Source organism: Austwickia chelonae NBRC 105200 (assembly GCF_000298175.1).
GTDB classification, from domain to species: Bacteria; Actinomycetota; Actinomycetes; order Actinomycetales; family Dermatophilaceae; genus Austwickia; species Austwickia chelonae.
This window is the reverse complement of the sequence record NZ_BAGZ01000002.1, coordinates 154,891-177,455: the sequence shown is the minus strand read 5'-3', so window position 1 is coordinate 177,455 and position 22,565 is coordinate 154,891. Positions and strand designations below refer to the sequence as shown.

Annotated in this window: 17 protein-coding genes; 7 read left to right on the top strand and 10 right to left on the bottom strand. The window is 66.7% G+C overall.

Annotated elements, in window-relative coordinates; genetic code table 11:
* Positions 1-9 precede the first annotated feature (9 nt).
* Entirely contained in the window at positions 10-1,737 is a 1,728-nt protein-coding gene (locus AUCHE_RS01740) for a phospho-sugar mutase (protein ID WP_081578086.1), read from the bottom strand.
* Positions 1,738-1,788: 51 nt separating this feature from the next.
* Entirely contained in the window at positions 1,789-2,613 is an 825-nt protein-coding gene (locus AUCHE_RS01735; RefSeq protein WP_006501533.1) for a purine-nucleoside phosphorylase, read from the bottom strand.
* A 103-nt stretch (positions 2,614-2,716) separates the two neighbouring features.
* On the opposite strand from AUCHE_RS01735, the gene AUCHE_RS01730 reads away from it, so the two are divergent.
* Both AUCHE_RS01730 and AUCHE_RS01725 read left to right on the top strand, forming a co-directional pair.
* The gene (locus tag AUCHE_RS01730; protein ID WP_006501532.1) at positions 2,717-4,129 is read left to right on the top strand and encodes an NAD(P)H-quinone dehydrogenase; all 1,413 of its coding nucleotides are present in this window, start codon (positions 2,717-2,719) and stop codon (positions 4,127-4,129) included.
* A 52-nt stretch (positions 4,130-4,181) separates the two neighbouring features.
* Positions 4,182-4,478 (top strand): antitoxin, encoded by a 297-nt coding sequence (locus AUCHE_RS01725; protein WP_143115116.1) that lies wholly within the window; start codon positions 4,182-4,184, stop codon positions 4,476-4,478.
* Between the two features lie 19 nt (positions 4,479-4,497).
* On the opposite strand, the gene AUCHE_RS01720 is transcribed toward AUCHE_RS01725, so the two are convergent.
* The gene (locus AUCHE_RS01720) at positions 4,498-6,294 is read right to left on the bottom strand and encodes an acetyl/propionyl/methylcrotonyl-CoA carboxylase subunit alpha (protein WP_006501530.1); all 1,797 of its coding nucleotides are present in this window, start codon (positions 6,292-6,294) and stop codon (positions 4,498-4,500) included.
* A gap of 111 nt (positions 6,295-6,405) precedes the next feature.
* On the opposite strand from AUCHE_RS01720, the gene AUCHE_RS01715 reads away from it, so the two are divergent.
* Positions 6,406-7,254 carry an aldo/keto reductase gene (locus AUCHE_RS01715; protein ID WP_040321129.1) on the top strand — a complete coding sequence of 283 codons (849 nt, stop codon included), beginning with the start codon at positions 6,406-6,408 and terminating at the stop codon, positions 7,252-7,254.
* A gap of 166 nt (positions 7,255-7,420) precedes the next feature.
* On the opposite strand, the gene AUCHE_RS01710 is transcribed toward AUCHE_RS01715, so the two are convergent.
* A complete protein-coding gene (locus tag AUCHE_RS01710) occupies positions 7,421-8,800 on the bottom strand; it encodes a tryptophanase (protein ID WP_006501528.1) in 1,380 nt (459 codons plus the stop codon).
* A 414-nt stretch (positions 8,801-9,214) separates the two neighbouring features.
* On the opposite strand from AUCHE_RS01710, the gene AUCHE_RS17215 reads away from it, so the two are divergent.
* On the top strand, positions 9,215-9,382 hold the full coding sequence (locus AUCHE_RS17215; RefSeq protein WP_217994328.1) for a hypothetical protein: 168 nt from the start codon (positions 9,215-9,217) through the stop codon (positions 9,380-9,382).
* A 71-nt stretch (positions 9,383-9,453) separates the two neighbouring features.
* Here the strand turns inward: AUCHE_RS17215 and AUCHE_RS01705 are convergent, their stop codons facing one another.
* From AUCHE_RS01705 to AUCHE_RS01690, 4 genes are read right to left on the bottom strand one after another with little or no spacing between them, the layout of a single operon-like run.
* The gene (locus AUCHE_RS01705) at positions 9,454-11,169 is read right to left on the bottom strand and encodes an ABC transporter family substrate-binding protein (protein WP_006501527.1); all 1,716 of its coding nucleotides are present in this window, start codon (positions 11,167-11,169) and stop codon (positions 9,454-9,456) included.
* The gene (locus AUCHE_RS01700) at positions 11,166-13,346 is read right to left on the bottom strand and encodes an ABC transporter ATP-binding protein (RefSeq protein ID WP_006501526.1); all 2,181 of its coding nucleotides are present in this window, start codon (positions 13,344-13,346) and stop codon (positions 11,166-11,168) included. The genes AUCHE_RS01705 and AUCHE_RS01700 overlap by 4 nt, the downstream gene beginning before the upstream one ends.
* The gene (locus tag AUCHE_RS01695) at positions 13,343-14,395 is read right to left on the bottom strand and encodes an ABC transporter permease (protein WP_006501525.1); all 1,053 of its coding nucleotides are present in this window, start codon (positions 14,393-14,395) and stop codon (positions 13,343-13,345) included. Before AUCHE_RS01695 ends, AUCHE_RS01700 begins: the two co-directional genes overlap by 4 nt.
* Position 14,396: 1 nt before the next feature.
* Positions 14,397-15,386: an ABC transporter permease gene (locus tag AUCHE_RS01690; RefSeq protein ID WP_006501524.1), complete on the bottom strand. Its 990-nt coding sequence runs from the start codon at positions 15,384-15,386 to the stop codon at positions 14,397-14,399.
* 464 nt (positions 15,387-15,850) lie between these two features.
* Between AUCHE_RS01690 and AUCHE_RS01685 the strand changes: the two genes are divergently transcribed.
* The 3 genes from AUCHE_RS01685 (at position 15,851) to AUCHE_RS01675 (ending at position 20,030) form a co-directional block, all read left to right on the top strand.
* Complete coding sequence (locus tag AUCHE_RS01685; RefSeq protein ID WP_006501523.1) at positions 15,851-16,945, top strand: hypothetical protein; 1,095 nt, start codon at positions 15,851-15,853, stop codon at positions 16,943-16,945.
* A 262-nt stretch (positions 16,946-17,207) separates the two neighbouring features.
* Positions 17,208-18,395: an acyl-CoA dehydrogenase family protein gene (locus tag AUCHE_RS01680; RefSeq protein ID WP_040321168.1), complete on the top strand. Its 1,188-nt coding sequence runs from the start codon at positions 17,208-17,210 to the stop codon at positions 18,393-18,395.
* A gap of 42 nt (positions 18,396-18,437) precedes the next feature.
* Positions 18,438-20,030 (top strand): acyl-CoA carboxylase subunit beta, encoded by a 1,593-nt coding sequence (locus tag AUCHE_RS01675; protein ID WP_006501521.1) that lies wholly within the window; start codon positions 18,438-18,440, stop codon positions 20,028-20,030.
* 76 nt (positions 20,031-20,106) lie between these two features.
* Here the strand turns inward: AUCHE_RS01675 and AUCHE_RS01670 are convergent, their stop codons facing one another.
* Together AUCHE_RS01670 and AUCHE_RS01665 are read right to left on the bottom strand one after the other, a co-directional pair.
* Positions 20,107-20,835 carry a Maf family protein gene (locus tag AUCHE_RS01670; protein ID WP_245706845.1) on the bottom strand — a complete coding sequence of 243 codons (729 nt, stop codon included), beginning with the start codon at positions 20,833-20,835 and terminating at the stop codon, positions 20,107-20,109.
* Complete coding sequence (locus AUCHE_RS01665) at positions 20,832-22,502, bottom strand: DUF885 domain-containing protein (RefSeq protein WP_006501519.1); 1,671 nt, start codon at positions 22,500-22,502, stop codon at positions 20,832-20,834. The genes AUCHE_RS01670 and AUCHE_RS01665 overlap by 4 nt, the downstream gene beginning before the upstream one ends.
* Between the last annotated feature and the right edge of the window lie 63 nt (positions 22,503-22,565).

Below are 22,565 nucleotides of genomic sequence, written 5' to 3'. Positions count from 1 at the left end.
CGTCTCGGGTCAGACGAGGGTGAGCGACTCGAAGGCCGCCCGGAGGGCCGTGAGGCGACGGGCCGCCTCGTCACGGGCCGTGTAGAGCCCCGGCGCGCCCTGCGTGGGGACCACCGTCTCCAGGTACACCTTCAGCTTCGGTTCGGTGCCACTGGGGCGGATCACCACTCGGGAGCCGTCGGCGAAGGTGTACCGCATGCCCTCGGTCGCCGGGAGGGAGTCCTCCGGGTGCGAGAGGTCCTCGGCCCGTTCGACCGCGACGCCGGCGACGGTGCTGCCGGAGGTCACCTCCGACTGCAGACGGTGCATGATCCGCGCGGTCAGCGCAGGGTCGGTCACCCGCACGAAGAAGGAATCCGTGGCGTGCACACCGTGCGTGGTGGACAGCTCGTCGAGGACGTCGGTCAACGTCCGCCCTTGATCCTTCAACCGGGCCGCCAAGGCCGCGATCACCAGACCTGCGGAGATGCCGTCCTCGTCCCGGACGATCTGAGGCGCCAGGCAGAAAGCGGAGGACTCCTCGTAGCCCAGGCGCAGACCCTCCACGCGGGAGATCCACTTCGACCCGGTCAAGGTCTCCCTGCGGGGGCAACCGGCGGCGTCGACGATCCTGTCGAACAACCGGCTGGACACCAGGGAACGGGCGAAGACCTCACCCGGTTGGGCACCGCGCTGCACGGCGTCCCAGACGAGCAGTGCTCCCACTTCGTCGCCCCGTAGCTTGCGCCACCCCTCCTCGACGGTCAGATCCGGGACGGCCACCGCGCAACGGTCGCCGTCGGGGTCGTGTGCGAGGACGATGTCCGCGCCCTTGGTCCGGGCCAAGGCGATCGCCAGGTCCAGGGCACCGGGCTCGTCCGGGCTGGGGTATTCCATCGTCGGGAAGGACGGGTCCGGGGCGTCCTGTTCGGCGACCACGGCCGGAGCCGGGAAACCGGCCTCGTTCAGGACGGCCTTGAAGATCTCCCCGGCGACACCGTGCAAGGAGGTGTGCACGATCCGCAGGTCACGCGGTGCACCCACCGGGACCAGCGCCGACACCGCGTGGACATACGACGACGCGATCTCGTCGCCGAGGACCTCCCACCCGTCGTCGGCCTGCGGGATGTCCACGACCCGGCGCACCCGCTCGATGTGACGACGGATGTCGCCGTCCACCGGAGGTGCGATCTGGGCGCCGTCCCCCACGTAGACCTTGTACCCGTTGTCCAACGCCGGGTTGTGCCCGCCGGTCACCATGATCCCGGCGTCGCAGCACAGATGACGGACCGCGTACGCCAGGACGGGGGTGGGCAGCGGACGGGGCAGCACCAGAGCCCGCCCGCCGGCACCGACCACCACCGAAGCGGTGTCCCGGACGAACTGGGAGGACGCCAACCGGGCATCGAAACCGACGATCACCGTCGGCAGCCCGATCCGCCCGTTGAGGTAGCTCATCAGACCCGCAGCGGTGCGCATGACCACGGAACTGTTCATCCGGTTCGGGCCGGCCCCCAGCGCCCCGCGCAGCCCTGCGGTGCCGAACTCCAACAAACCGTGGAAACGGTGGGTCAGATCGGCCAGCGCCTCGGCCTCCCCGGCCTCGATCGCTGAGATGAGCTCCTCGAGCTCCTCACGCAGGGCGACATCGGGATCATCCTTGATCCACTCACGGGCGTAGGCGATGAGATCGTCCGCGGCTATCTCCACGGGCGTTTCTCTGCGGCGGGAACGACGGGTCAACGTTGGTTCGGTCATGGTGCTCCTTACTCGTGCAGGGTGACCTGCGATCCGGCGATCTCGTGCGGATCAGATCTGCGTCACGATGCTGGCGAGGAGGTTCCCGCAACGGGTAGCCGCAGCCTTGCCGGCTGCGATGACCTCCTCATGAGACAACGGTGTGGGGGAGATTCCTGCGGCCGGGTTGGTGACGAGCGAAATGCCCAACACCTCCATCCCGGCCTGACGTGCTGCGATGACCTCCAGAGCAGTGGACATGCCCACCAGGTCACCGCCGAGGGTCTTCGCCATCCGCACCTCGGCGGGCGTTTCGTAGTGCGGCCCACGGAACTGGACGTACACACCCTCATCGAGACTCGGGTCGACCTGGCGGGCCAGATCGCGCAGACGGGGGGAATAGGCATCGGTCAGATCGACGAAGTTCGCACCCTCGATGGGGGAGGACGCAGTCAGGTTGATGTGGTCGGAGATCAGTACCGGCGTGCCGGGTGCCCACTCGGGACGCAAACCGCCACAACCATTGGTAACCACGACAGTTTGACATCCGGCCGCAGCGGCCGTGCGGATGGGGTGGACCACAGCCCGCACACCGCGCCCTTCGTAGAAGTGCGTGCGGGTGCCGAAGACGAGCGCGCGCCGACCGGTGTCACCGATGGCGACCGACCGCATCGTCCCGGAATGTCCGGCGACGGCCGCTGCCGCGAAACCAGGGACGTCCTCGTTGTCGATGGTGGTGAGGGTCTCGCCGATCAGGTCGCCGGTCCGCCCCCAACCCGACCCGAGGATCAGGGCCACGTCGTGACGCGGGGTGTCGGTGCGCTCGGCGATGACCGCAGCTGCCGCGGAAGCGAGCTCGAAGGGATCGATGTCAGATGAAGGGAGCAGAACCGCCATGCACCGAGCCTACGACCTCCCTCCCCACCGGCCGAAGGTCCGGTAGGCATAAGCGCCCTTGCCACTCAGGCTACTCGGCCCGTCGAGGTGGTTGGATGGAGGGGTGAACGAAACTCAACAGCGGGTGACAGTGCTCGGCGGCGGCCCGGGAGGTTACGAGGCCGCACTGGTCGCAGCCGCGCTGGGAGCCCAGGTCACCGTGGTCGACACCGACGGTATCGGCGGGGCCTGTGTCCTGTCCGACTGTGTCCCCAGCAAAGCCCTCATCTCCACCGCCGCCTACGTCGGACGCGTCGGCCAGGCCGAACAGATGGGGGTCCGTCTGGGCGTCACCGCCGCCCGTGACGCCAACGACTCCGTCCTCGACGCCGACCTGCCCGCCGTGAACGCCCGGATCAAGGCGCTCGCCGGTCGGCAGAGCACCGATATCGCTGCCGGCCTGCGCGACCGCGGGGTCGACGTCGTCCACGGCCGGGGCCGACTGGCCGGCCCCTCGACCGTCCAGATCAGACCTTTCGACGGCGACAGCTACGAGATCCGCTCCGACATGGTCCTGATCGCCACCGGGGCGGCCCCGCGGGTCACCGACAGTGCGCGACCCGACGGCGAACGCATCCTCACCTGGCAGCAGATCTGGGAACTACCGGAGATCCCCGAGCACCTCGTCGTCGTCGGATCCGGAGTCACCGGAGCAGAACTGGCCCAGGCCTATCTGGGGCTGGGCGCTCGCGTCACCCTCGTCTCCTCCCGCGACCGCGTCCTGCCCGGCGAGGACGAGGACGCCGCCCGGGTCATCGAGGACGTCTTCCGCGAACGGGGGATGACCGTCCTCAACCGCTCCCGGATGGCCGCGGTCCACCGCACCGACGACGGCGTGCTCGTCCAGCTCGAGGACGGACGCGAGATCGCCGGGAGCCACGCCCTCCTCGCCGTCGGCTCGGTCCCGCGCACCACCGACCTCGGCCTGGAGACCGCGGGAGTCGCCCTCACCGACCGTGGACACATCAAGGTCGACCGGGTCTCCCGCACCACCGCGCGGGGCGTCTACGCCGCCGGCGACTGCACCGGTGTCCTTCCCCTGGCCTCGGTGGCCGCCATGCAAGGACGCGTCGCCGTCGCCCACGCCCTCGGCGACGCCGTCAGCCCCCTCGACATCCGCGGGGTCAGTTCCACCATCTTCACCGACCCGGAGATCGCCACCGTCGGGCTCTCCCAGGCACAGGTCGAAGGGATGAGCGACATCCGGCAGATCCTCATGCCCCTGGCCACCAATGCCCGCGCCAAGATGGACGACGTCCAGGTCGGTTTCGTGAAACTCTTCGCCCGCAACGGCAGCAACCAGGTCGTCGGCGGGGTCGTCGTCGCCCCCCGAGCCTCCGAACTGATCTTCCCGATCGCGCTCGCCGTCGGACAGCGTTTGACCGTGGACCAGGTGGCCGCGACCATCACCGTGTACCCCTCGTTGTCGGGTTCGATCGCGGAGGCGGCCAGGCGGCTGCATTCGGTGGAGGGGTGATCGGTCATCGGGCCGTCGGTGGTGACGGCCCGGTCGGAGAGGGATGGTGACGATGGATTTCTCTAGCCTGGTGAACAAGGCCAAGGGTTTCGCGCAGGACAACCCGGACAAGGTCCGTGCCGGTCTCGACAAGGTCGAGGACGTGGTGAACGAACGTACCGGCGGGAAGTACGCCGACCAGGTCGCCAAGGGGGCCGGGGCGGTGGAGAACGCTCTGGGCGTGCCCGGGCGGGCCAAGCAGGCCTTCCTGGACGAGATGGGCCCGGAAGGCGAGGGCGCGAAGCCTGATCCGGTGAAGGTCGACCCGGTGGAGTCGTCCGGGCCGATCGACCCGCCGTCGAAGATCTGACGGCGGGTCGACGCCGGGGTCAGTCGGTCGGTTCGCCCTTGATCTCGCACAGGACGGCGCCGCTGGACACGGTTTCACCGACTGCTGCGGACAGCCCGGTGACGGTGCCGGCCTTGTGCGCATTGATGGGCTGTTCCATCTTCATCGCCTCGAGGACCACGACGAGATCTCCTTCGGCGACCTGGTCGCCGTCGGCCACAGCCAATTTCACGATGGTGCCCTGCATGGGCGCGGTGAGGCTGTCCCCGCCGGCCTTGGCCCCGGCCCGTCCGGTGGCTCCGGCCCGCCGGGGGGCTTTGCGTCGGGGGCCGTTCGCTGCCCCTGCGCTGCCGCCGCCCACCGGGAGGTCGCCGGGCAGGCTGATCTCCACGCGTTTGCCGCCGACTTCGACGACGATCTTCTGCCGTTCGGATTCGGGGTCCGTGCCGTCGGCGGTCGGCCCGCTGTAGGGCTCGATGGTGTTGTCGAACTCGGTCTCCATCCACGTCGTGTAGACGCTGAAGGGTTGTTCCGGGTCGTCGGGGGCGAAGGCCGGGTCGTCGACGACCGCCCGGTGGAAGGTCAGGGCGGTGGGCATGCCTTCGACCTCGAACTCGGCGAGGGCACGGCGGGCGCGTTGCAGGGTCTGCTGCCGGTCACGGCCGGTGACGATCAGTTTGGCGAGCATCGAGTCGAACTGTCCGGAGATCACGTCGCCTTGTTCGATGCCCGAGTCGAGTCGTACTCCCGGCCCGGACGGGGGACGGAAGGTCAGGACGTTCCCCGGTGCGGGGAGGAAACCGCGTCCGGGGTCTTCCCCGTTGATCCGGAATTCGATGGAGTGGCCGCGTACCGGCGGGTCGTCGTAGCCGAGTTCTTCGCCGTCGGCGATGCGTAGTTGTTCCCGGACCAGGTCGATCCCGGTGACTTCCTCGGTGACCGGGTGTTCGACCTGGAGGCGGGTGTTGACTTCGAGGAAGGAGATGAGTCCGTCCTGGGCGACCAGGTATTCGCAGGTTCCTGCGCCGACGTATCCGGCTTCGGTGAGGATCGCCTTGGACGCGCGGACGAGTTCGGCGTTCTGTTCGTCGCTGAGGAAGGGCGCGGGGGCTTCTTCGACGAGTTTCTGATGGCGGCGTTGCAGGGAGCAGTCGCGGGTGGAGACGACCACGACGTTGCCGTGGGCGTCGGCCAGGCACTGGGTTTCCACGTGACGGGGTTTGTCGAGGAAACGTTCGACGAAGCATTCGCCTCGGCCGAAGGCGGTGACGGCTTCCCGTACGGCTGATTCGAAGAGTTCGGGGATCTCTTCGAGGGTGCGGGCGACTTTCAGCCCGCGTCCGCCACCGCCGTAGGCGGCTTTGATCGCCACGGGGAGGCCGTATTCCTCGGCGAAGGCGATGATTTCCTCGGCATCCTGGACGGGATCGTGGGTGCCGGGCACGAGGGGGGCTTGTGCCCGGGTGGCGATGTGCCGGGCTTTGACCTTGTCTCCGAGGGCGTCGATGGCGGCGGGGGAGGGGCCGATCCAGGTGAGTCCGTCGTCGAGGACGGCTTGGGCGAAGGCGGCGTTCTCGGCGAGGAAGCCGTATCCGGGGTGGACGGCGTCGGCGCCGGAGCGTCGGGCGATGTCGAGAAGTTTGTCCTGGACGAGGTAGCTGTCGCCGGGGGTGGCTCCTCCGAGTGCGTAGGCCTCGTCGGCCACCTTCACGTGCAGGGCGTCGCGGTCGGGGTCGGCGTAGACGGCGACGGAACCGATCCCGGCGTCCTTGCATGCGCGGGCGATGCGCACGGCGATCTCGCCGCGGTTCGCGATCAAGACTTTGGAGATGGCCATGGCCCGGAGCCTAATGTCCCGGGAGGGTCTGTGGCGGTTTGCCGAACAGCCTAATTGACCGTGACATAGCCCACCTTCGGGGGGTGGGTGCCTGCGGCGTAATGTCGCATCATGACTGGATCTTCGACTGTATCGACTCGCACCTTGGTTTCGGGTGGGAAGCACGTGGAAATGCCTCGGTTGGGGTACGGCGTGTACCAGATCGAGCCGGAGGACGCCGCCCGCTGTGCCACCGAGGCTCTGCGGATGGGTTATCGGAGTGTCGACACGGCGGCCTTCTACGGCAACGAGGAAGGCGTCGGTCGGGCGGTCGTGGAGAGCGGGCTGCCGCGGGAGGAGATCTTCGTGACCACGAAGGTCTGGAATGACGCCCACGGCTTCGACGAGACCCTCCGCGCCTTCGAGGAGTCCCTGGCCCGGTTGGGTCTGGAACAGGTCGACCTGTATCTCATCCATTGGCCGTGCCCTGCTCGGGAGAAGTACGTCGATTCGTGGCGGGCGTTGCTGCGTCTGCAGGAGGAGGGGCGGATCCGGGCGGCGGGGGTCAGCAATTTCGAGCCGGAGCATCTGCGTCGGCTGGCGGAGGAGACCGGTCAGATGCCGGCGGTGAACCAGATCGAGTTGCACCCCTATCTGCAGCAGCGGGAGTTGAAGACCTTCCACGGGGAGCAGGGCATCGCGACCGAGGCGTGGAGTCCGCTGGCCCGGGCCGGGGATCTCTTCGCCGAGCCGACGGTGACGCGGATCGCCGAGGAGGCCGGGGTCACCCCGGCCCAGGTGGTGTTGGCCTGGCATCTGGCGCAGGGCAATGTCGTCATCCCGAAGTCGGTCACTCCGGAGCGGATGGCGGAGAATCTCGCCGCGGTGGACGTCACGTTGACACCTGCGCAGATCGACTCCCTGGACGCTCTCGACCGGGGCGGACGGATGGGCCCGGACCCGCGGGAGTTCAACGGCTGAGCGGGGGCGCGGACCATCGCGCCGGGACGGTCGACCCGGTCGTCCTGTGGGGTGCGTGTGCCGTCGACGTCGTTACCGGAAGTCCTGTCCAAGGGGCCAGCCGGACGCCCGCTCCTGCCCTTGACCCACGACGCCAGGCCAAGGGCAGGAGCTGCGGTGTCGCCGGTCAGATCTGACCGAATTTCGCCGTGAAGTGCCGCAGCGCCGGGGGTTCTTCGACGATCCGGTAGCCGGGAAGGTCGGCGGACATCGCCTTGACCTGTTCGCAGACCTCGATGACGTAGTCGATGTGGCTCTGCGTGTAGGTGCGGCGCGGGATGGCCAGGCGTACCAGGTCCATCGCGGCGGGTTTCTCGCTGCCGTCGGGCTGCTTGCCGAACATGGCGGTACCGATCTCGCAGGTGCGTACTCCGCCGATCTCGTAGAGGGCGACGGCGAGCGCCTGGCCGGGGAATTTCAACGGTTCGATGTGCGGCAGCATGGCGCGGGCGTCGATGTAGACGGCGTGTCCACCGGTGGGTTTGATGCAGGGGATGCCGAGCTTGTCCAGGGCCTGTCCGAGGTAGGCGGTGGAGGTGATCCGGTAGTTGAGGTAGTCGTGGGTGACGGTTTCCTTCAGGCCTTGGGCGAGGGCTTCGAGGTCGCGTCCGGCGAGGCCGCCGTAGGTGGGGAAACCTTCGGTGAGGATCAGCAGGTTGCGGCACTGTTGGGCGAGGTCGTCGTCGTTGAGGGCCAGCCAGCCGCCGATATTGCCCAGCGGGTCCTTCTTGGCGGACATGGTCATGCCGTCGGCGCAGGCGGCCATGTCGCGGATGATGTCGACGACGTCCCGGTCGCTCTGGCCTTCTTCGCGCAGGCGGATGAACCAGGCGTTCTCACCGAAGCGGCAGGCGTCGAGGAAGAAGGGTTTGCCGTGGCGGTGGGCGATCTCGGAGACGGCGCGCAGGTTCTCCAGGGAGACGGGTTGTCCGCCGCCGGAGTTGTTGGTGATGGTCATCATCACGCAGGGCACGTCGTTGCCGCGTTCGACCAGGAGGGTCTCCAGGCGGTCGAGGTTCATGTTGCCCTTGAAGGGGTGGTCGAGGGCGGGGTCGTGCCCTTCGTCGATGACCAGGTCGAGTGCGGTGGCGCCGGTGAATTCGATGTTGGCGCGGGTGGTGTCGAAGTGGGTGTTGCTGGGGACGACCTGGCCGGCGGTGCAGATCGCGCCGAAGAGGATCTTCTCGGCGGCGCGTCCCTGGTGGGTGGGGATGACGTGTTCGTACGGGAAGAGGTCGCGGACGGCGTCGCGGAAGAGGTAGTAGGAGGGGCTGCCGGCGTAGCTTTCGTCGCCGTGCTGGATCGCGGCCCACTGGTCGCGGCTCATCGCGCCGGTGCCCGAGTCGGTGAGCAGGTCGATGAGGACGTCGTCGGCGTGCAGGGAGAACAGGTTGTACGACGCTTCCGCGGCTTTTTCCCGACGGTAGGCCGCTGTGGTCATGCGTAGCGGTTCGACGGAGTGGATACGGAAGGGTTCGATGACGGTGCGGAAGGTCGGTTCGGTCATGGGTCCCACTTTGCCGCCAGAACACAGGGTCGTGCATGTACTTCGCTGTACTCCAAGGTTTTTTGGAAATTCCGAGGGGTTGTCTGCGCGGGTTGACCGGGTTGCGCCGGTTCTGCGGGCGACACGGTCGGTGAGGGCGTGGCGCTAGGTCTCTGTCGCCTTTCGCCGGCAGCTCTCGATCGTTCGCGGAGTGCTCTGCCGAGGGGCGGACGATCTCGCTGCCGGTCTGGCGGTTGAGGGTGGGCTCACCTCGACTGGGTGGGTTTTTTGACCCTCGTAAAGCTGACTGCTCATGTGTGGCGGTCCGATAATCCGGTGTCTGAATAATTTCTCTCCAGCCGTTCCCTGCGCCCGTTATGCCCAGCAGAGAAAGCATAGGGGGAGTAAAGCCGGTGTGGTGGGTCAGTCATTGTGGTGGGAAATCGTAAGCCGGGGGATATTCCCTATCAGGACCAGATTCCTATGCCGATATTAAAGAGCGCCCAGAAGGGTGACAATCATGCCGAAGGCATCAATCGCTTTGATAGCGGCTGTGAAATGCCATTCAGCATCAAGGACGGCATGGCAGCCGCAGACAGATGATCGGTGTTGCCGCGAGATCGTCCTCGCGGCAACACCGATCATCGAACAAGATCGAGATGGCCCGCCGGGCTTTACTTGTGCGTGCTGTTCTTCTCCCACCCGACGTCCTGCCAGCGCGGATGCAAGGAAGCGAAAGCTGCCGGACCGAAGTTCGCCAATCCCTTGCGGGTAGCCAGAACCAGCGGAGAAGTCGACATCGGGATCTGGCCGTACTGCTGGCTCCATTCCTTCTCGATGGCGTTCATCTCCTTCGCCTGCGCCTTTGGATCCTCGATCGAACCCAGTTTGCGGATACGCTCGTCGAGCTCCTTGGAGCCGGTCGAAGAATAATTGCTCTGGCTGTCGGTGCACATGGTCTGGCAGATATTGGCGATCGGCCACGCGCTCGTCACACCCCAGGCCATAGCCAAGAGCCCGAATTCACGTTTGTTCACCGTCTCGCTGAACGAAGCCGCTGGACGCTGATCGATCTGCAGATCGATGCCGGCCTTCTTCAGCTGGGACTGCACGGTCTGGGCGAGCGCGCGGCTCATCGGGTCGTCGCCGAAAGTGGTGTACTTGATCGAGATCTTCTTCCCGTCCTTGGCGTAGAAGCCGTCACCACCCATCGCGTAACCCGCACCCTCGAGGGTCTTCTTGGCATCGTCGACCGAATGGGTGACCGGCATCGTCGGCTCGTACTCCGGCTGGAAGGTGAAGAAGAGCGCCGAGTCGGTGGGCTTCTCCGTCCAGTTCAGACCGTCGAACCGAACCTTCTTCCACTCCTCGCGGTCATAGGCCTGCCAGATGGCCTTACGCACGTTGATATCGGTCAAGCCCTCGGCCTTGGTGTTGAACATGTTGACATTCAGCACCAGACGCTGGCTCCGACGGATGTCCAGATCCTTGGCGCCCTGGATCTGCTGATAACGAGACTTGTTGCCGACCGCCGTGGCGTCGATCTCCCCGTTCTTGAACGCGGGAATGGTCGCCGAGTCCTCCATCTGCCGGAAGACGACCTTGTCCAGCAGCGGCTTGTCACCCCACCAGTTCGGGTTCGCTTTCAACACGAAGGTCTTCGCCTGGTTGTCGATCTTGTCCAAGGTGAACGGCCCGGCCCGCCATTCCGGGTGGAAATCGGTCTTCATCCCTTCGTTGAAGGTCTTCGCATCCGCGGCCAGTTTCGGATGGGTGACCAATTGGAAGAGCTCCGGAACCGGGTAGAACGGTTTGGTCATGGTGACCACGACCTTGTTCTCCGCATCACCCTTCGCCACCGAGGCGATGTCCTCGAAACCCGTGGTGGAGATATTGCCGTAGCCGCCCTTGTCCATCGGGGCCCGGTTGGCCTTCCAATAAGCCTCGAAAGCCGTCCAGTCGATCGGGGTTCCGTCGTTCCACTTGGCCTTCGGGTTCATCGTGTAGGTGATGACCTGTTTGCCGTCCTTCGTCTCGACCTTCGGCATCTCCTCCAGGTAATCCTTGTTCGGTTTGATCTTTCCGTCCGACTCCCACTCGTACAGGATCGGATCGGTGGCATCGGTGATCCCGTGGTAGTCACCACTGTTGCCGTCGATATGTTGGCCGTTGTAGTTCGTCGGCCAGTCGCCGATCTCCAAGGTGAGAGTTCCCCCTTGCTCGAGAGAACCACGGTCCTTCGGATTGTTCGCCACCAACTTGCTGGCCTGGTTGATGTCCTGCTTCTCCGGGGCTGCTTTCCCGTCCTTGTTGCCGGAAGAACACCCGGCCAGAGCGAGCGAAGCGCAGATGCACAGAGCGAAAGCCGCGCGGGACGGACTGCGGGTCATGACGAACTCCTTTCGGAAGACGGCCCCGACACAGGGAGGTCGGACTGAGGGGAAGACCCCTGCACATGTGCGCTCACCAGCTGTTCCTCAGGGAAGAAACAGGCCTGTCTGTGGTCCGCGGTGCCGATCGGTACCAGCGGCGGTTCTTCGGAACGGCACTGCTGCCGCTTCACCTCGTCCAACCCGAGGAAGACCGGGCAACGGGTCGCGAAATCACACCCCACCGGACGGTCCAACGGGCTGGGCAGATCACCCTGCAGAAGGATGCGCTGCCGAGAGCGTTCCTTCACCGGATCAGGGACCGGGATCGCCGACAACAACGCCCGCGTGTACGGGTGGGTCGGATGCTCGAAGACCTCGTCGACCTGACCGATCTCCACGATCTTGCCCAGATACATGACAGCCACCCGGTCACTGATGTGCCGCACCACCGCCAGGTCATGGGCCACGAAGAGATACGAGATCCCCAGATCGGCCTTCAACCGGTCCAACAGGTTGATGATCCCCGCCTGGACCGAAACGTCCAAGGCCGACACCGGCTCGTCCAGGATCAGCAGTTTCGGCTTGAGCGCGAGCGCCCGCGCGATCCCGATCCGCTGCCGCTGCCCCCCGGAGAACTGGGTGGGGAAACGATTCAGATGATCCGGCTCCAACCCGACAGTGGCCATCAGATCCCGCACCCGGTCCTGACATTCCTTCGCGGGGGTCCCGTAGGCCTGGAGCGGTTCGGCGATGATCTCGTAGACCGTGAACCGGGGATCCAAGGCACCCATCGGATCCTGGAAGACCAGCTGGATGTTACGGCGCAGCCCGGTCACCTCGGACTTCCGGCGCAGATCATGCACCGAGGTGCCCAAGACCCGGATATCCCCGCGGGTCTTCGGCGAGAGCTCCATGATCTCCAACAGCGTGGTCGTCTTGCCGCAACCCGATTCACCGACCAACGCCAGACACTCGCCCTCGACGATGTCCAGGTCGATCCCGTCGACCGCCTTCACGTCACCCACCTGACGTTTCAGGAAAGCGCCCTTCATCAACGGGAAATGTTTGTGCAACTCCGAGACCCGCAACACCGGTTCACGCTGCTCCCGGTCGACCTCCGAGAGAGCCGCATGGGGCACCGGCGGCACCGGGAAGATCGCCTGCGGGTCGGGCAGGGCGAGCAGCTCCCGGGAGCGTACGCATGCTGTCGCGTGGTCCGGGGCCACCGGCGCCAACGGCGGTTCCTGCTCGGCGCACACCGGCGCCGAGACCGGGCACCGCGGCAGGAAAGGACACCCGGTCGGTTCGACCAACAGATTCGGCGGATTCCCCTCGATCGGGACCAGGCTGCTCTTCTCCCGCCGGTCCACCCGGGGAATCGAACCCAACAGACCGACCGTGTACGGCATGCTCGGCCGCTGGTAGACGTCGTCGATGAAACCCTTCTCCACCGGGCGACCGGCATACATCACCATGACGTCGTCCGCGACACCGGCGACGACACCCAGGTCATGGGTGATCATGACGACCGCGGCGCCGGTCTCCTCCTGGGCGACCGTGAGCAGATCGAGGATCTGCGCCTGAATGGTCACGTCCAGAGCCGTCGTCGGCTCGTCGGCGATGATCACCCGAGGGTCGTTCGCGATGGCGATGGCGATGACCACCCGCTGGCGCATACCACCGGAGAACTCGTGAGGATAGGAATCGACCCGGGTGCGTGGACTGGGGATACCCACCAGATCCAGCAGCTCGATCGCCCGCACCCGCGCCTTCTGCCGCGAGATCGAACTGTGCGCCTGCAAGGCCTCGACGATCTGATCACCGACGGTGAACACCGGCGTCAACGAACTCAACGGGTCCTGGAAGATCATCGAGATATCGCTGCCCCGATGTCGGGACATCTCCCGATCCGACAGCCCCAGCAACTCCTTGCCACCGTAGGTGATCGACCCGGTGACCTTCGCTGTCTCCGGCAACAGCCCCATGATCGCCAACGAGGTCACCGACTTGCCCGAACCCGACTCGCCGACGATGCCCAGCACGCGGCCCGGGTAGAGATCCAGATCGACCCCGCGGACGGCATGCACCGAACCCGCCTCGGAGCCGAAACGGACGTGCAGATCCCGCACCGACAGGATCGGTGACCCCGGGATCCGTGCCGTGCCTCCCGTCGTACCGTCCGTCCTGGCGGTCATGCCCGTCCTCCTGACTTGCTGTTCGGATCCAAGGCGTCACGCAGACCGTCACCGATCAACGAGAGCGACAACGTGAGCCACAACAGGCAGACCACCGGGCCCCAGAACAGCCACGGATAGGCCGACAACTGGCTGGCCGCCTGCCCGATGAGCTGACCCAGCGACACATCGGGGGCGCGCACACCGATCCCGAGGAAGGACAGGGCGGTCTCGGAGATGATCGCCCCGAAGGTGCCCAGGACGATGTTGAGGATCAGATACGACCCGATGTTCGGGATGATGTGCCGCCGGATGATCTGCCAGTCCGACACCCCCAGATAACGGGCCGAGGTCACGAACTCTCGTTCGCGCAGCGACTGGGTGGTGGCGCGGACCACACGAGCCAGGCCCATCCACCCGAACATCGTCAAGAAGAGCGCCAGATGGACGGCGCTGCCACCGGTGTTACCCATGAAGACCGCGATCAGCAGGAAGTAAGGCATCAGCAGCAACATGTCGAGCACCCACATGCCGACGCGCTCTCGGGTGCCGCCCCAGAACGCGATGGCCGTGCCATAGGCGGCGCCCAGGATAGGCGCACACACCCCGACGATGGCAGCGATCATCAAGGACTTCCCGGTGCCCCGGACCAACATCGCCCACAGATCGACGCCACCGCCATTGGTGCCCAGTATGTGCCCGCCCTCACCGGGAGGAGTCCCGATATTCAGCAGGTCCTGCTGGTCATATCCGTACTCGTTGCCCAGATTGCCCAACAGGGTGAAGGCCACCGCGACCGTGAGCATGCCCAGGCCGATGACCGAACCCTTGTTGCGCAGCAGCCGCCGCACGATCAGCCGACTCTTCGACGTGATCTCGGTGGCCGCCGGGGAATCGGCGTTCAAGGAAGGCGCGGTCTCGGTCTGCACCCGGGCGGGCATCCCCAAGGGGGCCGCATCGATCCGCGCCGACGAGGCCTCAGCCGTCAACGGCGTCGAAGGCAGGACCTCGCCCTCGGCCAAAGGCTCGGCGACCGGACCAGGACGGGTGGGATCACGTTGTTCGTTCATCTCAACTCACCCGCACCCGGGGATCGACGACGGCCACGGACAGGTCCGCGAGGATCGCCCCGATCGCGAACATCACTCCGCCGAAGGTGACACCGGCGACCGTCGCATTGACGTTCTGGGTCATCACGATGGCATCCAGGGTGTACCGGCCCAGCCCCTGCCAGGCGAACACGGTCTCGATGATGAACGTCCCGGTGAACACCATCGGTATCTGGAAAGCGATGGACTGGGCCACCGGGATGAAAGAAGTACGCAGAGCGTGTTTACGCACGGCTTGAGCCTTGGTCAACCCTTTTGCGCGTGCGGTGCGTACATAATCCGCATTGATGTTGTCGAGCAGAAGTGATCTTTGCAACAGTTGGTAGCCGACGTAGGCCACGATCGTCAAAGCGATGGTAGGGAGCACCAGGTGTTGGATCTCGTCGACGATCTGGGCGCCGGTTCCTTCCGGGGGGAGCGCCGATCGCATTCCGGTGACATAGAGGATGGTGCCTCCGGCGCTTTCATTGACCCGGATCCCGGTCATCTGCACCATCAGGTAGATGACCGGAGCAGGCACACAGCTGATGAGATAGCTGAGAGTGGTCACAGCGCGGTCGGAGAGTTTGTACTGGCGGGCGGCGGCGAAGATGCCCAGGGAGACGCCGATGATCACGGAGAGGATAGTGGCGAGGATGACGAGCCGTCCGGAGATGAGCGCTCGGACGAAGAATTCGTCATTGACCCGTGCCCCGTCGGGGCCCATGCCCCAGTCGAAGTGGAGGACGATGTTCTGCAACCACTGGAGGTATCGTTCGGTCGCGCTGAGGGTGGGATCGAGGCCGTTGGCCCTCAACTGGGCGTTGACCTGGTCGATCGTCGGCCTGGGGGTGCGTTCCAGGAGACGTGACTGCGGCTTCATGAAGTTCACCGCGGCGAAATAGGCGATGGTGGTCGCGATGAAGATCATGACCACGTAGTTGCCCATGCGGCGAAGCAGATATTTGGCCATCAGCTGGTCCCTCTGTGGCCGCTTTCTGCCGGTTGTCGTCGTCTCTTGTCGGGTGTTTCAGGCATGGGTTTTCAACCTCATTGTTTTCCGGCGCCGTCCAAGCCGCCCAGCCCTGGGGAGGGTGGTTGATCGTTGTCCTCAGATATGGCATGGCCTCCGTGCGCACCATCGCCGATGGCGCAAAAACTAGCACCAGGAAGATGCTCTTAGCGGGAACTTGAAGAAGCTATGTCTGTGTCGATGGAAAGGTCTTTCCCGGGAACATCCCGGTGGTGGCTTTCCTGGGCGGTCACCCGTGAGGAATGAACGTTCGTTCACGATTCTTTGTCCGTTCTTTTCCCGCAGGTGAACGGCTCCAACTGCTCAACTGCGCCCCGTTCCGGCCGATGGGAGGGCCAGGCATCCGTCACGGCTCCGGCCGCCGGTCGCTGCAGCGGAGCAACTCGGGCGAAGGAAGTGGCGGCATGAGGATCGGTGTCGACGAGGACTCGGCACGCCGGGTCGATCTCGAAACCTGGGCGGCGCAGATCGCCGCGATGCATCTCACCGTGGCCCGGCTGAGCCCGGCCGTCCCGGCCCGGGACGAGGACCGAGGAACCGCGCCGGTCGTCGACATCGCCACCGCCCACGGCGCCCGCGCGCACATGTTCGCCGCCAGGGAAGGCCAGATGACCGTCCAGGAAGGGCTCGGCTATCTGCGCGTCGCCTCCGCCGATCTGCAGCGCGCCCAAGAAGTCCTGGGACGGATGAGCGTGGTCTCGGCGCAAGCCCTCGACGAGAGCTATGACGCCACCCAACGGGCCGGGCTCCAGAAATATTTCGACCGTTCCGTCCAGGAGCTGGAGGGCATCGCCGAGCAGGCCCGCTATCACACCCTGCGGATGTTGGGCGGGAGTGCGTCGGCCTGGTCCCTGCCCGAAGGCGCGGTCACTCCGACGGTGGCACCGGCGATGGTGGACCGTCCCGGTACGCCCCGCAGAGAGGCCCGGCCGATGCCGACCCGGGAACACGCGGCCCCGACCGTGGACGAAAGGGCCGGCGGGCCCGGTGGTGCGGCCCCGACGGCCGCGCACGAGCCACGGGAGTGGGTCCGCTCCTCCCTGGACTCGCCGGCGCATGCCCGACTCGTCGTCGAACGGGTCGGCACCGCCGAGGACATCCTCGCCCAGGTCTCCTCGGTGGTGGACGAAGCCGAGGCGAGCATGCAACGGACGATCCGTGACTGGATGGCCGCCGAAGGCCGGGCGCCCGGTGCGGCCCGGAACGATCCGACATCTGCCACGATGAACCGGCAGATGGCCCTCCACGAAGCCACCCGCAACGGGGCGTCGGTCCTGGTGGAAGCCACCCGGGCCCAGTTCCAGGCGGTGGTCACCGTAGCCGGAGGAGTCATGGCGGCCGCGGTGCTGGGTGCGGCGGCCTCGCCGTCCCGGGAGTCAGGACTCGGGTCCAAACCCGCCGTGGAGCCGGTGTCCGGTCCGGCCGGTTCGGCTCGCACGGCCACCGGTGAACGGCGTGAGGGCTCGCACGGGCAGGGCGCCGGGGTGGCCCGCCGCTGACCCTGGCCCGGAAAGGCTCCCGTCGGCGCGCTCCGGTCGGGAAGGCGCCGGGTTCGGCGGCCGGTCGACACCTGCCATCGGCGTGGGTGACCGTCCGGCCCGGCTGGGTGACCGTTGACCGCTCCGAGGGCGGGTGATCGGCCGTCCACCCCGACTCGGCCGCCCATCGTTCTTGAGAGCGATGTCGCATTCGTCCGAATCCCCGACGGGGGATCGCCCGGTCACCGCGCGCCCGCCCCTCCACGAGAAAACGGTGAACAGCATGTACGAGCTCTCCGCCGACCACGAGGAATTCCGCGCCCACATCAGGGACTTCGCCACCGCCGAGATCGAACCCCATGTCGCCCGCTGGACCAAGGAACAACGATTCCCCGCCGAACTCATCCCCCAGATGGGCGAGCTCGGACTCTTCGGACTGGTCGTCCCCGAAGAATACGAAGGCGCCGGAATGACCCCCGAAGACGGACCCTTCACCTACCTCTGCCTGGCCATCGAAGAACTCGGACGGGTCGACCAATCCATCGGGATCACCCTCGAAGCCGGCGTCGGCCTGGGCATCAACCCGATCCTGACCTACGGCACCGAAGAACAGAAAACACACTTCCTGCCCGACCTCGCCACCGGCCGAGCCCTCGCCGGCTTCGGACTCACCGAACCCGAAGCCGGATCCGACGCCGGGAGCACCCGCACCAGAGCAACCCTCGACGGCGACTCCTGGATCGTCGACGGCGCCAAAGCCTTCATCACCAACTCCGGCACCCCCCTCACCTCCGTCGTCACCGTCACCGCACGCACCGGCACCCGCGACGACGGCCGCGCCGAGATCAGCACCATCATGATCCCCTCAGGCACCGACGGGCTCACCGTCGAACCCCCCTACGACAAACTCGGCTGGTGGATCTCCGACACCCACGGGCTCACCCTCGACTCGGTCCGCGTCCCCCAGGAGAACCTGCTCGGCACCCGAGGCCGAGGATACGGACAATTCCTCGCCACCCTCGACGACGGCCGCGTCGCCATCGCAGCCCTGGCCACCGGATGCGTCCGCCGGATGGTGGAGGAATGCGTCGACTACGCCAAGAACAGACAATCCTTCGGCCGCCCCATCGCCAGCTACCAAGGCGTCAGCTTCCAGATCGCCGACCTGCAGGTCATGGCCGAAGCCAGCAGCCTGCTCACCTACAAGGCCGCCGCCATGAAGGACGCCATGGCCGCCGGACAGGTCACCACCGCCGAATTCAAACAGGCCGCCGCCGTCGCCAAGCTCTACACCAGCGAATCCGCCGTCACCGCGACCCGCATCGCCACCCAGATCTTCGGCGGCAACGGCTTCATGGAGGACTACCCCGTTGCCCGGTTCTACCGCGACGCCAAAATCCTGGAAATCGGCGAAGGCACCTCCGAAGTACAACGCATGCTCATCGCCCGAGGACTCGGCCTGCCCTCCTGAGCCACGGAGACACCGCCCCCGGGACACAGCCAAGGAGAACAGATGAACCCCGGCAGGAAGACCTTCGCGGAATACCCCACACCCCGCCGCGAACCGGATCCCCGCGTCGGCGACATCCGCGCGCGCCTGAACGCCGCGCACGACTCCACAGCAGAACTGAACCCCAGGGCGAGAACGAAACTGGACGCCCAAGGAAAAATGTTCGTCCGCGACCGGGTCGCCATGCTCTTCGACGACGGCAGCTTCGTCGAGGACGGACGCTACGCCCACGCCCTCGCCGGCGGGACACTGCCCGCCGACGGCGTGGTCACCGGACGCGGCACCGTCGACGGACGCCCCGCGATCGTCGTCGCCAACGACCCCTCGGTGAAAGCCGGCTCATGGGGCGCCCGAACAGTGGAGAAGATCATCCGAGCCACCGAATCCGCGCTCCGGGAAGAACTACCGATCTTCTGGTTCGTCGACTCCGCAGGAGCCCGCATCACCGACCAGGTCGACCTCTTCCCCGGCCGCCGCGGAGCCGGACGCATCTTCCACAACCAGGTCGCCCTGTCCGGCCGGGTCCCGCAGATCTGCTGCCTGTTCGGACCGAGTGCCGCCGGTGGCGCCTATATCCCCGCCTTCACCGACCTGGTCATCATGGTCGACGGCAATGCCTCCATGTACCTGGGCAGCCCCCGCATGGCCGAGATGGTCATCGGGGAACAGGTCACCCTCGAGGAGATGGGCGGCGCCCGGATGCACTGCACCACCTCCGGCTGCGGCGACCTCCTCGCCGAGGACGACGAAGAAGCCATCGAACTCGCCAAGCTCTACTTCTCCTACCTGCCCGCCACCTGGCGTGACATCCCCCCGATCTACGCCGCCGAGGAACCGGCCCGGCCACTACGCGCCGACACCGTGCCGGAGACCGAATCCGTCCCCTTCGACATCCGCGAGGTCATCGAAGGCCTGGCCGACGAAGACAGCTTCTTCGAGATCAAAGCCCTCTTCGCCCCCGAACTGGTCATCGGCCTGGCCCGCCTCGACGGACGCACCATAGGCCTCGTCGCCAACAACTCCGCCGTCAAAGGCGGGGTGCTCTTCGTCGACAGCGCCGACAAGGCCGCCCGCTTCGTCCACCTCTGCGACGCCTTCTCCATCCCCCTGATCTACCTGGCCGACGTCCCCGGATTCATGATCGGATCCCAGGTCGAACAAGCCGGCATCATCCGACACGGCGCCAAGATGGTCAGCGCGGTCTCCGAAGCGACCGTGCCGCAGATCTGCGTCGTCGTCCGCAAGGCCTACGGGGCCGGTCTCTACGCCATGGCCGGCCCAGGGTTCGGCCCTGACGCCACCATCGCCCTGCCCACCGCCCGGATCGCCGTCATGGGACCCGAAGCCGCCGTCAACGCCGTCTACGCCAACAAGGTCGCCGAGATCACCGACCCCGCCGAACGGGACGCCTTCGTCGCCGCCCGACGGGAGGAATACGAACAGGACGTCGACCTCGAACGGTTGGCCAGCGACCTGGTCCTGGACGACGTCGTCGAAGCCGACCGGTTACGCGACGACCTGATCAGACGCCTGACCTACGCCTCCCGCCGGGACCGCTCCTTCAGCGACCGACGCCACGGCATCTCCCCGGTCTGAGTCCGGACTGACCCCGGCCGGGCACCGAATCCGCTCCGGCCCCACCAGCGGCATCGCTCGGAGCGAGGAGCCCCGATCAGCCCGGCAGGACGTCCGCGGTCTGCGTCGAGGACCACAACGCCGGCCAGGGAATCCCGATCTCGGCGAGCAGCACCCGCAACTCGGGCAGGGACAGGCCGACCACATTGTGATGGTCCCCGCGCACCCCGGTGACAAAAGCCCCACCCAGGCCGTCCACGGTGAAAGCGCCCGCGCACGCAAGCGGCTCACCGGTCGCGACATAGGCCTCGATCTCGGCGTCCCCCACCCGGGCGAACGAGACCTCGGTGGTGACCGTGCATCCCAAGGTCGCCCCGGTCCCTCCGGCCTCCTCGTCCCGCAGGTCGATCAACCAATGCCCCGTGTGCAACTGCCCGGTGTTCCCCGACATGGCCCGCCACCGCGCCACCGCATCCTCCGCCGAAACCGGCTTGCCGTACGCCCGACCGTCCACTTCGAAGAGCGAATCACACCCCAGGACCACCAGGTCGACGTCCCCGCCCTCGACGTCCAGCCGGGCCGCGACCTCCTCGCACTTGGCCCGGGCCAGGACCAACGCCGCATCGGCGGGTTCGAGGGAGCCGTGGACCTCCTCGGCCCGGGCGAGCACCGCGTCCTCGTCCACCGCGGAGACCACCACCCGGGCGGTGACCCCGGCGGCACGCAAGGTCGCCGCCCGAGCAGGCGACGCCGAGGCCAACACCAGCGTCACCGGCCGATCATCGGGCCGGACGGAGGAAGGTCGTGGATCAGTCGTAGCGTTCACGCCAGCACTGTACGGCGGAAGACATCCAGACCGACGCCCCCGATGTCCAAGGCCCGCCGATGGAAGGCTTTCAGGTCGAAGGCATCCGCCTCCCGGCGCCGAACCTCCTCACGCAACTGCAACCAGATGCGTTCGCCGACCTTGTACGAAGGGGCCTGACCGGGCCACCCCAGATAACGGTCCAGCTCGAAACGGAGGAAGGACTCCTGCATGTTGGCATGCCTCTGCAGGAAGGCCCACGCCTTGTCGTAGTCCCACGACCCGCCACCGACCTCGGCCGGAGCTTCGAACTCGCAGTGCAGGCCGATGTCCAGGACGACACGGGCAGCGCGCATGGACTGCCCGTCCAACATGCCGAGCAGATTGCCCGGGTCGTCCAGGAACCCCAGCTCCTCCATGAGCCGCTCCGCGTAGAGCGCCCACCCCTCACCGTGGCCGGAGGTCCACGACATGAGCCGCCGCCACCGGTTCAACAGATCCGACCGGTAGACGGTCTGACCGACTTGGAGATGATGTCCGGGCACCCCTTCGTGGTAGACGGTGGTCAACTCACGCCAGGTGCCGAATGTGGTGACCCCCTTGGGGACCGACCACCACATCCGTCCCGGCCGGGAGAAGTCGTCGGAAGGGCCGGTGTAGTAGATGCCTCCGGTCTGGGTGGGGGCGATCCGGCATTCGATCCGACGCACCGGGTCCGGGATGTCGAAGTGGGTCCCGGCCAGAGCGTCGATCGCCGCATCGGCCCGTTCCTGCATCCACGCCTGCAAGGCGTCCGTGCCCTCCAGTCGGTAACGGGGGTCGTCGTCGAGGAGATCGGCCGCCTCGGCCGGGCTGGCACCGTCACGGACCTGCCCGGCGACCCGGTGCATGAGCGCGTCGATGCGGGCCAGCTCCTCCTGCCCCCAGGCGTAGGTCTCCGCCAGGTCCACGGCGGCGCCCAGGAAATGGCGGGAGACCAGCGCGTAGGTCTCCGGGCCGACGGCATCCCGTTCGGTGGCGCCGGGCAGGAGGGCCGAGAGCTTCTCGGCGAGTTCGCCGTACCCACGTCGGGCTTCCCGGGCGCCCTCGGCGAGGAGGCCGCGGATCCGGTCGTCCTCCCCGGCGAGAGCGGCGACGGTGGCGAAGTATCCGTTGTCCCCGGCGAGCTCGCGGGCCTGTCCCAGGCAGGTCTCGACCTGGCGTCGGACAGGGGTGCGACCGCGTGAAGCCGCTTCCCGGACGGAGATGTGCCATTGGTCCAAGGCGTCGGGGATATGTCCCATCCGTCGGGCGAGGACGGCGAGTTCCTCCCCGGTGGAGGTCGGCATGAGGTCGAGGACGTCGCGGATGGCCTGCATCGGGCTGGCCAGATTGTTCATCTCGGCCAGGTCGAGGTCGGCGTCGTGGATCTCCTCCTCGAGGCCGAGGCGTTCCCGCATGGCGTCGACGGTCACCCGGTCGACATCGTCCTGGCAGGCGGCGCGGTCGAGGGCGCCCAGGGTGTGGCGGCGCAGATCGGCGAGGGCGGCCCAGCCCTCTGGGGAGAAGTCGTCGTAGCCGTCGTGCTCGCCGGGGATGCCGAACTGGGTGGCCGTGAGCGGGCTCAGCTCGATGACTTTGTCGACATATTCCTCGGCGATCCGGTCGACCTCGGTGGTGGGGCGGGGGGAGGAAGTGGAGTGGATCACGGGCCGAACCTATCCCAGGAAGACTGTCGCACAGCGGACTTCATGCAGATCAGCGCGTCGCGC